The 11,573-nt window shown below is 63.7% G+C and carries 11 protein-coding genes; 4 read left to right on the top strand and 7 right to left on the bottom strand.

Annotated elements, in window-relative coordinates; all coding sequences use genetic code 11:
• Nucleotides 1-610, top strand: a 610-nt coding sequence (locus tag ABGV18_RS06560; RefSeq protein WP_396585338.1) for a PAS domain-containing protein, incomplete at its 5' end; no start/stop codon positions are given.
• Here the strand turns inward: ABGV18_RS06560 and ABGV18_RS06555 are convergent.
• Entirely contained in the window at nucleotides 563-1,132 is a 570-nt protein-coding gene (locus ABGV18_RS06555) for a hypothetical protein (protein WP_396585337.1), read from the bottom strand. The genes ABGV18_RS06560 and ABGV18_RS06555 overlap by 48 nt on opposite strands.
• 402 nt (nucleotides 1,133-1,534) lie before the next feature.
• On the opposite strand from ABGV18_RS06555, the gene ABGV18_RS06550 reads away from it, so the two are divergent.
• Both ABGV18_RS06550 and ABGV18_RS06545 read left to right on the top strand, forming a co-directional pair.
• Complete coding sequence (locus ABGV18_RS06550; protein WP_396585336.1) at nucleotides 1,535-2,065, top strand: hypothetical protein; 531 nt, start codon at nucleotides 1,535-1,537, stop codon at nucleotides 2,063-2,065.
• 107 nt (nucleotides 2,066-2,172) lie between these two features.
• Nucleotides 2,173-2,658, top strand: coding sequence for an MgtC/SapB family protein (locus ABGV18_RS06545; RefSeq protein ID WP_396585335.1), 486 nt, complete (start codon nucleotides 2,173-2,175; stop codon nucleotides 2,656-2,658).
• Nucleotides 2,659-2,794: 136 nt separating this feature from the next.
• Here ABGV18_RS06545 and ABGV18_RS06540 read toward each other — a convergent pair whose 3' ends face one another.
• The 6 genes from ABGV18_RS06540 to ABGV18_RS06515 form a co-directional block, all read right to left on the bottom strand.
• Entirely contained in the window at nucleotides 2,795-3,127 is a 333-nt protein-coding gene (locus tag ABGV18_RS06540) for a glycine zipper domain-containing protein (RefSeq protein ID WP_396585334.1), read from the bottom strand.
• Nucleotides 3,128-3,236: 109 nt separating this feature from the next.
• On the bottom strand, nucleotides 3,237-4,598 hold the full coding sequence (locus ABGV18_RS06535) for an insulinase family protein (RefSeq protein WP_396585333.1): 1,362 nt from the start codon (nucleotides 4,596-4,598) through the stop codon (nucleotides 3,237-3,239).
• Nucleotides 4,588-5,988 carry an insulinase family protein gene (locus tag ABGV18_RS06530; RefSeq protein WP_396585332.1) on the bottom strand — a complete coding sequence of 467 codons (1,401 nt, stop codon included), beginning with the start codon at nucleotides 5,986-5,988 and terminating at the stop codon, nucleotides 4,588-4,590. Before ABGV18_RS06530 ends, ABGV18_RS06535 begins: the two co-directional genes overlap by 11 nt.
• A gap of 498 nt (nucleotides 5,989-6,486) precedes the next feature.
• Entirely contained in the window at nucleotides 6,487-7,362 is an 876-nt protein-coding gene (locus ABGV18_RS06525; protein ID WP_396585331.1) for a nitrate ABC transporter ATP-binding protein, read from the bottom strand.
• A gap of 3 nt (nucleotides 7,363-7,365) precedes the next feature.
• The gene (gene ntrB, locus ABGV18_RS06520; protein WP_396585330.1) at nucleotides 7,366-8,208 is read right to left on the bottom strand and encodes a nitrate ABC transporter permease; all 843 of its coding nucleotides are present in this window, start codon (nucleotides 8,206-8,208) and stop codon (nucleotides 7,366-7,368) included.
• Between the two features lie 3 nt (nucleotides 8,209-8,211).
• Nucleotides 8,212-9,588, bottom strand: coding sequence for an ABC transporter substrate-binding protein (locus tag ABGV18_RS06515; protein WP_396585329.1), 1,377 nt, complete (start codon nucleotides 9,586-9,588; stop codon nucleotides 8,212-8,214).
• Nucleotides 9,589-9,847: 259 nt separating this feature from the next.
• Between ABGV18_RS06515 and ABGV18_RS06510 the strand changes: the two genes are divergently transcribed.
• The gene (locus ABGV18_RS06510) at nucleotides 9,848-11,512 is read left to right on the top strand and encodes a sigma-54-dependent Fis family transcriptional regulator (protein WP_396585328.1); all 1,665 of its coding nucleotides are present in this window, start codon (nucleotides 9,848-9,850) and stop codon (nucleotides 11,510-11,512) included.
• Nucleotides 11,513-11,573: the final 61 nt, after the last annotated feature.

Genomic DNA, 11,573 nt, shown 5'->3' with positions numbered 1-11,573 from the left:
CACTAAAGTTTTCCTTCACGGGCTCGATAACCCCAATATTTTATCGCCCCGATATGTTGTTTCGGCTTGCCATCCCGAAGTCGTCACCTCTAAGTCGACATCCCTAAGAATAGTCACTAATTCATGCGTAATAACCTGCCCGTCACCGATGCCGAACACACCCTCGCCCGGGGCAGCGGCTGGTGTCGACCACGGATATCAAAGGCGGATTACGTATTGCAACGAGGCGTTCGTCGCGATCAGTGGGTATTCCCGTGATGAGCTGATTGGCCAGCCGCACAACATCGTGCGCCACCCGGACGAGCCGTCATTGGCGTTCGAGGTGATGTGGACGCATCTCAAGGCCGGCCCGCCCTGGATGGATCTGGTGAAGAACCGGTCGAAGGACGGAGGCGATTACTGGGTCGATGCGTATGTCACGCCGATTACCGACCACGGCGAGGTGATTGGTTATGAGTCGGTCCGAGCCTGCCCGTCACGCGAGGATGTCCAGCGCGCCGAGCGGCTCTATCGGCGTATCAATCAGCGAGGTTATCGGGCGTGTCGTTTCCGGCCGCATGGGTCAGGATGTGCTCGAGGTGTTGGGGCTGCTTGGCTCGGCCGGCCTTGATTGGCTGACCGTCCCGGAGTACTCCTTGAGGAGCTCGCCAGCGCGGTGCTTCTCGTCCTCGTTATGGGCGTGGGCGACGACCGTCCACTCGCCGTGCGTTGATGTGTCGCGGGTCTCCGCGACCACCCGCTCATGATCCAGTCGAACGGACACGATACCGGCACCCAGCATGCCGATCAGGCCGCCGACCACGGCGAGAATTCCGTAGACCCAGCCCGGCCGGGTCTGCGCAAAATCGAAACCGGCGACGATCAGGATGCCGGCGAATATCAGGCCGACGACGGCACCGATCACGCCGAGCGCGGCATGGGAACGAAGTATGGTCCGGGTAACCTCGGACGACTCCGGCTCCAGCTTCTCCGCCCGCTGGGGATCGTTCGGCTCGACCACGTCGATCTGCTCGTTCGACAGCCCGGCCTTGGTGGCCAGGGCATTAGCCGCATCGCGGGCGCGCCGCTCGTCATGGAATACGGCGTCGACCACGTGCGGGAAACGTTCGGAAATGATTTCTGCACGGTCCATAAGAGACCCTCCTATGTGGCGATCCGTAACGGGATCGGAAAATGCCCGAGTCCTGTCATTGGGATTCCTACAGAAGAAGGTAGTTCAGATAGTCGGGCGTTTGCCGTTCAGTGCTCTGCCCGCTACAGATCAGTGGCGCTTGAAGCGCACCACGAGTTCATGCGAGTTTCACGAATTGGTCACCCGCTTCAAGCGAGACTGACCCCGAGTCCCCTCCCGCGTTGCCCGTCCCGGCAGTGCCAGCGCGAATCGCCAATGTGTTTGGCAGCCCAAGGGCAATCCTGGGCTTGTCGCTGGCGTTTCTGCTGGCGTCCTGTGAACTATTGTCTCCGTTACAACTCCCACGAACAGGACCGGATTTCTGGTTGAAATTCGCCGTTTTTCCGGATTAGGAGGTAGCTCATGACCCAGGCTGAGATCATCACCGAAGAGTTTCCCCATAAGGTCAGTGCCGTATTCCATGACGCCCGTCATGCACGCGACGCGGCCAACGCGCTGGCCGCCGAGGGCGGGTTCTCCTCGGACCAGGTTGAACTGGTCGAGCCACATGATCGGCATCTGTCGAGCAAGGTAGAGAGGGAATCCGGCGCCATTTTCTCGACCATGCTGCGTACGCACACCATATTGGCGATCGTCGGTGCCGTCGCCGGCCTGGTCCTCGCCGGCGTGCTGGTCGGCGCCGGGTTTGACTGGGCCACGACAAGTCCGGGCTGGGTCTTTGGCGTGTTCGCGGTGATCGGCGGGGCAATCGGCGGGATGGCCGCGGGACTGATTTCGGCTCGACCGGATCATGAGGGTGTGATCACCGACACCCAGGAGGCCAGCTCGCATGGCGAGTGGACGGTGGTGGTTCACGCGCGAGACGAGGACGAAAAACACCGCGCCGACGACCTTCTAGAGCGCCATTCCAAGGAGGTGGCCGAATCACTCTGATTCGGCAGCCAAACGTCCATGGGTGGCACGCCAATGGTTTCCAGCTATGACCCGGCACGAGCTTTCGCGGTTTTAGTCGGGCCAACTCGTTAGCAGGGAGCGCGCGAATGCCGTTTGATATCGATTGGGCGTCGGTCTATTGGAATCTGACCTATCTGGCGGCGGCCTATGTGCTGGCCTTGCCGGTGGGGCTGGAACGCGAGAGCCACTCGCGCTCGGCGGGGTTGCGCACGTTTCCTCTCGTTGCCGTGGCCAGTTGCGCCTACATGCTGTTGGGCATCAACGTGCTCGAATCCAGCGATGCCGAGGCGCGGGTGTTCGAGGGCATCATTACCGGGATGGGGTTTATCGGTGGAGGCGCCATCCTCAAGAGTCGTGATCACACCCGCGGCACGGCCACCGCGGCAAGCCTGTGGGCCACCGGTGCGATCGGCGTGGCCGTGGCCTGGAATCGCTTCGAGATCGCCTTGTTGCTCTCTATCGTCACCTTCGCCAGCCTGCGCCTGCTCTCGCCGGCGAAGCAGGCGATCAATGGGGATGACGACAGGCGAGATCGTTCTGGCGACGGCAGCAAGACGGACGAACAGACGTAGCTCGGAATCCGCCGGCGGGTCGTTGCCGGAGTGACCTGTGGCCGCGATTCGTGGGGCAGAAAACAGAACGCCACCGGAAAGCCGGTGGCGTTTCGTGTTTTGCGGGGTGGGGTGATCGAGGCTGTTGAGCCTTGTTTCAGCAACGTCCCTTCTTCGCTTGCCCCGGCGGACAGAAGCGTCCCTGGGGGTGGCCGTGTCCCTCGCGGTAGCGATAGCGCTCATGGTGGCCGTCGTCGCGATAATAACGATCATCGCGGCTGTTGCGCGTGGTCACACCCGTGCCGACGGCCGCGCCGATGCCGGAACCCACGATCGCGCCCTCGCGGCCACCGACTTCGGCACCGACGACACCGCCGATCGCGCCCCCGATCGCCCCGCCAATGGCGGCGTCGCGGTGAAGGTCGGCGCCGAACGCAGCCGTGGCCGGCAGGATCAATGCAGCCAGCAGGGTGGGAATGCGTTTGGTCATGGTCTTGCTCCTGTGAGTGTGGTCAGGGGCTGGTCGGCCATGCCGCGAGCCCCTGACGGTTAACCGATGACCGCTTTGATAGGCAGGCTTATCGCAAGTTCCCAAAGTGTTACTCGGTTTTCCTGTCGGCCTCCGCTTCCTCGGCCGATGGCCCGACGATCACCACCACTCGCTTTTGCGGCTCGATATGCTGGTCGAAGGCCTGAAGGATCTCGTCGGCAGTCACGGCCTCGACCCGGTCGGTGTATTCGTCGAAGTAATCCAGCGGCAAGTCGAGGAAGGCCAGCGCGCCGATCTGTTCAATGATCTTGCTGTTGCTGTTCAGGCGCATGGGAAAGCCACCGACGATATTGGCCTGACTGTCGGCCAGTTCCTCGTCGGTCGGGCCTTCATCGATGAAGCGCGCCAGTTCCTCGTTCATCAGCGACAGGGCGGTGTCCACCTGATCGTTGCGTGTCTGGATGCCCATGACCAGCCGCCCACCGGCTCGCAGCGGCATCAGGTAGCTGTAGGTGCTATAGGCCAGGCCGCGCTTCTCGCGCAGTTCGGACATCAGCCGCGAGGCAAAGCCGCTGCCGCCCAGCATGTGGTTGCCGACGTAGAGCGGCAGGTAGTCCTCGTGCTTGCGCTTGACCCCGTCGAATGCGACCAACACGGTCGACTGCTCCGAGGGGAAGTCGATACGCACCGTCTCCGATTCCTGCAACGGTGCCACCTCGGGCAGGGCGGGGGCGGGCTGGCCCGTGGGCAGGCCCTCGGTAAGCGTGTCGGCCAGTCGTCGCGCCTGATCGGCATCCAGGTCACCGACAATCACCACCGTGGCATTGGCGGCGACAAACCGCTGTTGGTGGAATGCGCGGACAGCCGACGGATCGATCGATTCCACCGATTCGCGTGTGCCCTCGGTGGGGTGGGCGTAGGGATGGTTGCCGTAGGCCGCCTTGCGAAACGCGTCGCTGGCGACCGCCTGCGGGGATTGCTGGCGGGACTGGATGCCGCGCAACTGACGCTCGCGCTCGCGTTGGATGTCCTCGTCGTTGAAGGCGGGACGGGCGATGACCTCGGCCATCAGCTCCACGGCGGGCCAGAGCCAGCCGTCCTCGGTCAGGCTGCGCAGGCGCACGGTAGTCGTCTCGAGGTTGGCGCTGGCCGAGAACTGCGCGCCAACACGGGCGAAACCATCGGCGATCGCCTTGGCATCTCGTTCGGTGGTGCCTTCCTCGAGTAATGAGGCGGTCAAGCTGGCGGTGCCTCCCTGGTCCTCAGGATCACGAGCACTGCCGGCATCGAAGATCACCTGGGCGTCGACCATGGGCAGACTGTCGATGGGATAGAACAGCACCTCGGCCCCGTTGTCGGTCTGCCAGGTCTCAAGCGCCAACAGCGGCTCGGCACGCGCCGTACCCGTGAGCAGCAGGGCGCCGACGGCGAGGATCGCGAGCCAAGTGGGGTGGCGGGCATCAATAGACACGTTCGATACCTCCGGTCGGGCTGGGTAGCGTGGTTGGCTCGCCGCTTACCGGTTGGAGGGTGACGATAGTCAGGCCATCGTCGTGGAAATACTTGCGGGCGACGGTTTGCACGTCGTCGATAGTGACCGCGCGCACGCCCTCCACAAACCGGTCGGCCAGTCGGTAGTCGAGTCCCACCGTTTCGTACATGCCCAACGTCATGCCTTGGTAGAACAGCGAATCACGCTCATAGACATCCGAGGCGACCACCTGAGCCTTGATGCGTTCGAGTTCCTTTTCATCGACCGGCTCGTTCTTCAGCCCGGCGATCTGTTCATGCAACAGACCCTCGACCTCCTCGAGCGGCTGACCGTCGCGCGGCGTGGCATCGATGGTGAACAGGGTGGTTTCACGGGCATTGAGGTTGTAGCTGGCCGAGGCCGACGAGAGTTTGCCGGCACGCACCAACTCGTTGTTCAGGCGGGCGCCGGAGTCGCCGGCGAGGATGCCGGAGGTGACCGCGAGCGCGTAGGCGGTGCCCGGATCCTTGCTGGTGACCAACGAGGGGACCTTGTAGCCCATCGTCAGGTGCGGCAGCTTGGCGGGGATGTTGAGGGTCGCCCGCTTGACGCCGTGTTGCGTCATTTCCTCACGGGGCTTGGCCGGGGCAAGGTCGCGTTGCTCGACCTTGCCATAGTAGCGCTCGGCCAGTTCGATCACCGCGTCGGGCTCGACGTCGCCGACCACGATCAGGGTGGCGTTGTTGGGCGCGTAATGCTCCCGGTACCAGCGTTCCACATCCTCGACGGTATAGGCGTCGATATCGGTCTTCCAGCCGATGATCGGGTGGTGATAGCCGCTGCTGGTAAAGGCCGTGGCGTAGAGCAGTTGGCTCAGGCGAGCATTGGGGTTGTCGCGCATGCGCGAGCGCCATTCTTCCTTGACCACCTCCTTCTCGCGGGCGAATTCCTCCGGGTCGATCTCGAGGTTGGCCATGCGATCGGCCTCCCAACGCATCACCGTCTCCAATTCGTCGGCGGCGAGCGTCTGGTAATAGCCGGTGAAGTCGCGCCCGGTGAAGGCGTTCTCTTCGCCGCCGAGGCGCGCGATGATGTCCGAGAATTCACCCGGGCCGAGGGTCTTCGTCCCCTTGAACATCATGTGCTCGAACATGTGGGCAATCCCGGTGATCCCCCCCGGTTCGTCGACCGAGCCGACCTTGTACCAGATCTGGTGCGTGACCACCGGCGCGCGTTCGTCCGGCAGGACCAGCACCTTCAGGCCGTTGTCGAGCGTAGTTTCGTGGACCGCGTCACTTGTCTTGCCCGCGGTTGCCATCGGTGTGGCAATCAGCGCCAAAAAGGACAGCATGATCGGGATTGAGGCGAAGGAATAACGTCCGGGCTGCATGGGTTTGGGCTACCAAGGGTTGAATGGTCGGCCTGTCCTGTTGGGCCGGCAGGAAGTGTGTGACCGTTGTCGAGCGTGGTGGTTTCAATCCCCCGCATACGGGCCTGGATTCGTGGCCGACGATCTGGCCCGCGATTTAGGGCGCGGCATGGAGTTCTGGCATGGATTTCTCGATCATACAGGGCCATATCGTGGTGCAGCCGGCCGACGCTCGATCAACCAACAGGCCATGGCCCAGGGACCGATCCCTCTCGGCAACTTCGCCGTGACCGGGGCCTTCGAAACGTGTACCTGCTGGATGATCCACGCCGCGCCTATACCACCTTACGGTGATGGCCGTGGAGAATAGTATTCGTAACCGGGATCGTCAGGTCGTCGAGGCGATCACCCGCGCGATTCACGGCGACTGAAAAAACGATTCCACCACGATTGTGACCACACCACGAAAAATCCGGCCCTGGGGCCGGATGGATGACGGGCGTGTCGACCCGTCTCGGGTCAGGCGCTCACCACGCGCCTGGGCCCGGTGCGCGGGGCCTTGTCCAGGGCCGGCGGAGTGCCGTCGGTTGCCTTGTCGCTGTAGGGCGTGCCCGGACCGTTGACCAGGAAGTCCATCAGGTGGTTGCGGAACGGGTAGTAGTGCCCGTCGTGGTGCATTTCCTGGCGTGAGCGCGGCTTGTGCAGCGGGTTGTAGGCCACCTCGGCGACCTCGGCGAACGGGCCGGTGGTCATCAACAGGATCTTGTCGGCCAGCAGGATCGCCTCGTCGACGTCGTGGGTGATCATGAACACCGTCTGGCTGGTGGCCTGGCAGATCGCCAGCAGCTCGTCCTGGATCACCCCGCGGGTCAGGGCATCCAGCGCGCCGAACGGCTCGTCCATCAACAGCATCTTCGGTTCGATGGCAAAGGCCCGGGCGATGCCGACCCGCTGTCGCATGCCGCCGGAGAGCTGGTGGGGCTTCTTGTCGATCGCCGGGGTCAAGCCGACCATGTCGACGTACTTCTCCACCTGTGCGTTCACCTCGTCCTTGGAGTGTCGCTTGAAGCGGGACTTCACCGCGAAGGCGACGTTCTCGCGCACCGTCAGCCACGGCATCAGGGCGTGTCCCTGGAAGACCACCCCGCGGTCGAGGCCCGGGCCGGTGAGCTCCTTGTTCTCCATGAACACGTAGCCGTCGCTCGCGGCATCCAGTCCGGCAAGGATGTTGAGGATGGTCGACTTGCCGCAACCCGAGTGACCGATCAGGCAGACGAACTCGCCCTTCTCGATTTCGAAGTCGAGGTTCTGGAACACGGTGACCGGTTCCTGGCCGGCCGGGCCGGGAAAGGTCTTTTCCAGGCCATCGACCTGGATAAAGCTGGGGGTAGTCATGGTTCAGACCTCCTTATAGCTGACGACCTTGCCGAGCAGGCCGAAGATCATGTCGAGGATCATGCCGACCACGCCGATCAGCAGGATGGCGAAGATCACGTTGGCGAGATCGAGGTTGTTCCACTCGTTCCAGATGAAGTAGCCGATGCCGGTGCCACCGACGAGCATTTCCGCGGCGACGATCACCAGCCAGGCGATGCCCATCGAGATACGCATGCCGGTGAGAATCGTCGGTGCGGCCGCCGGCAGGATCACCTTGAACGCCTTCTTGATCGGGCCGACCTCGAGGGTCTTGGCCACGGCGAGCCAGTCGTCGCGGACCGAGGACACGCCGTAGGCGGTGTTCACCATCATTGGCCAGATCGAACAGATGAAGATCACGAAGATCGACGAGATCGAGGCGTCCTGGATGATGTAGAGCGCCAGCGGCATCCAGGCCAGCGGCGAGATCGGTTTCAGGATCTGGATGTACGGGTCCAGCGCCTTGTGCATCAGCGGCGACATGCCGATCAGAAAGCCCAGCGGCACGGCGACCATCGCGGCCAACGCAAAGCCGGCGAGCACCCGCCAGAGCGAATGGGCCAGCTGGATGCCGATGCCCATGTCGTTGGAGCCCTTGACGTAGAACGGGTCCGAGAGATGCGTCCAGATCGCCGAGCCGATGTGCCCCGGCGTCGGGATGTCCGACTCCTGGGTGGTATCGAGACCCATCATGGCGGCGTATTCGGGGTCCATGTCGCCCAGATCGACCTGGGTGGGCAGGGTCGCCCCCCACCACGCGCCGATGAAGGCAAGCAGGATGAGGATGGAGACGAGGCCGGCCCGTAGGCTGAGTGACTGGCTCATGGCTTAACTCCTCCCGATCTCGAACGATTCGAGGTATTCCTGCGGCTTGGTCGGGTCGAAGACCTTGCCCATGATCGTGTGTTTCTTGCTGTTGGTCTCCGGTGCCGGCAGGCCCATCTCGGCGAGACGCTGGCGTGCGTCGGTGGCCCGGAAGATCTCCTCGGCGATGTCGGCGTAGTCGATGTCTTCCTTGATGTAACCCCAACGCTTCATCTGCGTGAGGATCCACACACCCATCGACTCCCACGGGAACGGGTCGAAGTCGGCGCGCTCGGGCTCGGTGATGATGTTGCCCAGCCCGTCGGCGTAGCGGCCCGTCATTACCTGGTCGAGCACGATCTTCGGCTGGTTGAGGTAGTTGGCCGGGGCGATCGCCTCGATGATCTCGGGGCGGTTCTCCTTCTTGTGCGCGTAGACCGTGGCGCTGGCGATGGCGCGGAACAGCGCGGAGAAGGTGTTGGGGTTCTCCTCGACGAACGACCGGGTCGCACCGAAGGCACAGCAGGGGTGGCCGTCCCACAGGTCTTTCGAGAGCACGTGGATGAAGCCCGCGCCCTCGTAGACCGCGCGCTGGTTGAACGGCTCGGGGCCGAGGAAGCCGTCGATGTTGCCGGCCTTGAGGTTGGCGACCATCTCCGGCGGGGCGATGACCTTGAGCTGGACATCCTGGTCCGGGTCGACGCCGTGCTCGGCGAGGTAGTAGCGCAGCAACAGGTTGTGCATCGAGTGGTCGTAGGGAATGCCGAAGGTCATGCCCTTCCAGTTGCTCGGATCGCGATTGTCCTTGTGCTTGTTGTGCATCGTGATCGCCTGGCCATTGATGTTCTGAATGGTGGCGACGTAGGTGTCCTGCTGTTGGGCACCGATCCCGAGCGAAGCGGAAATCGGCATCGGCGAGAGCATGTGCGAGGCATCGAGCTGGCCGTTGTTGACGTTGTCGCGGATCAGCGCCCAGCCGGCGGTCTTGACCACCTCGACGTCGAGTCCTTCACGCTCGTAGAAGCCCATCGGGTGGGCCATGATGATCGGCGTGGCGCAGGTGATCGGGATAAAGCCCACCTTGAGCTTCTTTTTCTCCAGCGGCCCGACCGGGTCGGCGGCAACGGCCTTGGCGGCGGCCATCGGGAAGAAGGTCGAGACGGCGGCCATCGCCGTGCTCACGCCTACGGCCTTGAGGAAATTCCGACGCGTCCGGTCTTCCGGGAACAGCGAGCGCATCACCGACGATTCGACGGCGCGATTAAGGGCCTGCTCCTCGTCCGTCGGGTTCGGGGTGGCGGTGATCGCCGCGTTGTGGTCGGCCTGGTTGGCGTGCTTGCCGCAGGTGCAGCCACGATGCAGGGACTTGTTGGGGTCGAACGGGTTATCGAATGTGGACATGATTTGGTTCTCGGGTCGGTGAGTGACGACCTCGAGGTTGCAGATGCCGTGCCACACTGCCCGTTTACGTTAGATAGCCGCGTTTTGTCGGAAAATGGCGTGTTTTCGCACCACGAAGGAGCGCTGGTGGGCGGTTTGTCCCGTTCTTGGTGCGTCGGCATGAGCGCCGCCGGTGCGCAATGCCCGCCAATGGCGGACAAAGTCATGGGCCTGTTTCTTGCACTTCCGGGAATGTCATCTATTCGCCCGGAGTTGCCCCATGACCCACGCGCAAGTCATTCAATCGTCGGCGCGCGCCGACAGCGCCGATGCGGAACTGCTGGTCGTCCACGAGGCCACGCAATGGCTCTCGCACGTGAACGATCCCGACACCGTGATCGGGCGCATGCTGCGGCTGCTCTCGCAGATCACCGGCCTCAATCGCGGCCGGGTGGTGTTGCCCGATGCCAGTGGCGAGTTCATGGAGATCCGCTATGCCTACGGGCTGGCGTCCGCCGAGCGCGAACGTGGCCGCTACCGGCTGGGCGAGGGTGTCACCGGTCGGGTGATGCGCACCGGGCAGGTGGCGGTGGTCCAGAACATCGACGAAGAGCCGGTCTATCTCACCCGCGCGGTCGAACGCGATACGTTGCCCGATGAGACGGTCGCCTTTCTCGCCGTGCCCATCCTCAGCGAGGATCAGCCCATGGGGGTGCTGGGTGCCCATCGCATCCGCGAACGCCACCGCCCGCTACACCGCGACATCACGTTGCTGCGCATCATGGCCGCGCTGATCGCCCGCGTGCTCAAGGTCGACGACCTGATCCGCGAGCAGACCGCCGCGCTGGCCGAGGAGAACGAATCCCTGCGCGAGGCCCTGTCGAGCAACCAGGAAGGGCGTCACGGTATCCTCGGCGAGAGCCCGGCCCTGCGCCAGGCCGTCCGCCAGACCCTGCATGTCTCGCCCACCCAGGCCACCGTCCTGCTCAACGGCGAGTCCGGCACCGGCAAGGAGCGCTTCGCCCGGATGGTGCACCTGACCAGCCCGCGCTGCGACGGGCCGTTCATCGCGATCAACTGCGCGGCCATCCCGGACGCGCTGCTGGAATCCGAGTTGTTCGGCCACGAGAAGGGCGCGTTCACCGGCGCGGTGTCGGCCAAGAAGGGCAGTGTCGAACTCGCCTCCGGTGGCACGCTGTTTCTCGACGAGATCGGAGACTTGGCCTTCGATTTGCAGTCCACGCTGTTGCATGTGCTGGAAAAACAGACCATCCACCGGGTGGGTGGCACCAAGGACGTGCCGGTCGACGTGCGCATCATTGCCGCGACGCACAAGAACCTGCAGGAGGCGGTCAACCAGGGCCGCTTTCGCATCGACCTGTTCTACCGGCTGAACGTCTTTCCCATTTCCCTGCCGGCCCTGCGCGAGCGCGATGGCGACGTGAAGCTCCTCGCGCGGCATTTCCTGCAGGTTGCCAGCCAGGAATTCGATCGCAATGCCGCCTTCGAGACCGGCGTGCTCGATCGCCTGGCCGCCTACAACTGGCCCGGCAACATTCGCCAGTTGGAGAACGTGATCAAGCGCGCGGTGCTGGTGGCGCAGAATGGCTGGATCACCGTGGCCGACATCAAGCTGATCCTGACGCATGAATCCCATGTCACCGATCACCTCGAGGCGGGCAGCGCCCCGGCCGCTGCACAATCGGTTCCCGATCGGTCCACGGATGCCGAAGGCGCGCCGGGCACGGGAGTGGCTCGATTTAACCCGCCACCGCCCGCTGAGGTGGGCACTCGGTATCGCTGGGTGCGCGAGGACGAGGGCGATGCGCTGCTTGAGGCATTGCGCGAAACCGGCGGCAACAAGACACAGGCGGCCAAACGCCTGGGGATGACCACCCGACAGTTTCGCTATCGGCTCGACAAATTGGGGTTGCGCCGTCCGTGACACGCCCGTGTTGGTCAAGGCCCCCCTGACTGCGCGCGCCCGGAAACCCGGCAGGATTGGA

Origin of the sequence: Guyparkeria halopsychrophila (assembly GCF_044582135.1) — a bacterium.
Classification (GTDB): Bacteria; Pseudomonadota; Gammaproteobacteria; order Halothiobacillales; family Halothiobacillaceae; genus Guyparkeria.
The sequence above is the reverse complement of the archived record's forward strand: the minus strand, read 5'-3'. Positions and strand labels throughout refer to the sequence as shown.

What these genes read in the sequence shown, in the direction of transcription:
- ABGV18_RS06525 (WP_396585331.1), bottom strand. Translation starts at nt 7,362, where the DNA reads ATGACTACCCCCAGCTTTATCCAGGTCGATGGCCTGGAAAAGACCTTT.
- ABGV18_RS06540 (WP_396585334.1), bottom strand. Translation starts at nt 3,127, where the DNA reads ATGACCAAACGCATTCCCACCCTGCTGGCTGCATTGATCCTGCCGGCC.
- ABGV18_RS06555 (WP_396585337.1), bottom strand. Translation starts at nt 1,132, where the DNA reads ATGGACCGTGCAGAAATCATTTCCGAACGTTTCCCGCACGTGGTCGAC.
- ABGV18_RS06545 (WP_396585335.1), top strand. Translation starts at nt 2,173, where the DNA reads ATGCCGTTTGATATCGATTGGGCGTCGGTCTATTGGAATCTGACCTAT.
- ABGV18_RS06510 (WP_396585328.1), top strand. Translation starts at nt 9,848, where the DNA reads ATGACCCACGCGCAAGTCATTCAATCGTCGGCGCGCGCCGACAGCGCC.
- ABGV18_RS06530 (WP_396585332.1), bottom strand. Translation starts at nt 5,988, where the DNA reads ATGCAGCCCGGACGTTATTCCTTCGCCTCAATCCCGATCATGCTGTCC.
- ABGV18_RS06515 (WP_396585329.1), bottom strand. Translation starts at nt 9,588, where the DNA reads ATGTCCACATTCGATAACCCGTTCGACCCCAACAAGTCCCTGCATCGT.
- ABGV18_RS06550 (WP_396585336.1), top strand. Translation starts at nt 1,535, where the DNA reads ATGACCCAGGCTGAGATCATCACCGAAGAGTTTCCCCATAAGGTCAGT.
- ntrB (WP_396585330.1), bottom strand. Translation starts at nt 8,208, where the DNA reads ATGAGCCAGTCACTCAGCCTACGGGCCGGCCTCGTCTCCATCCTCATC.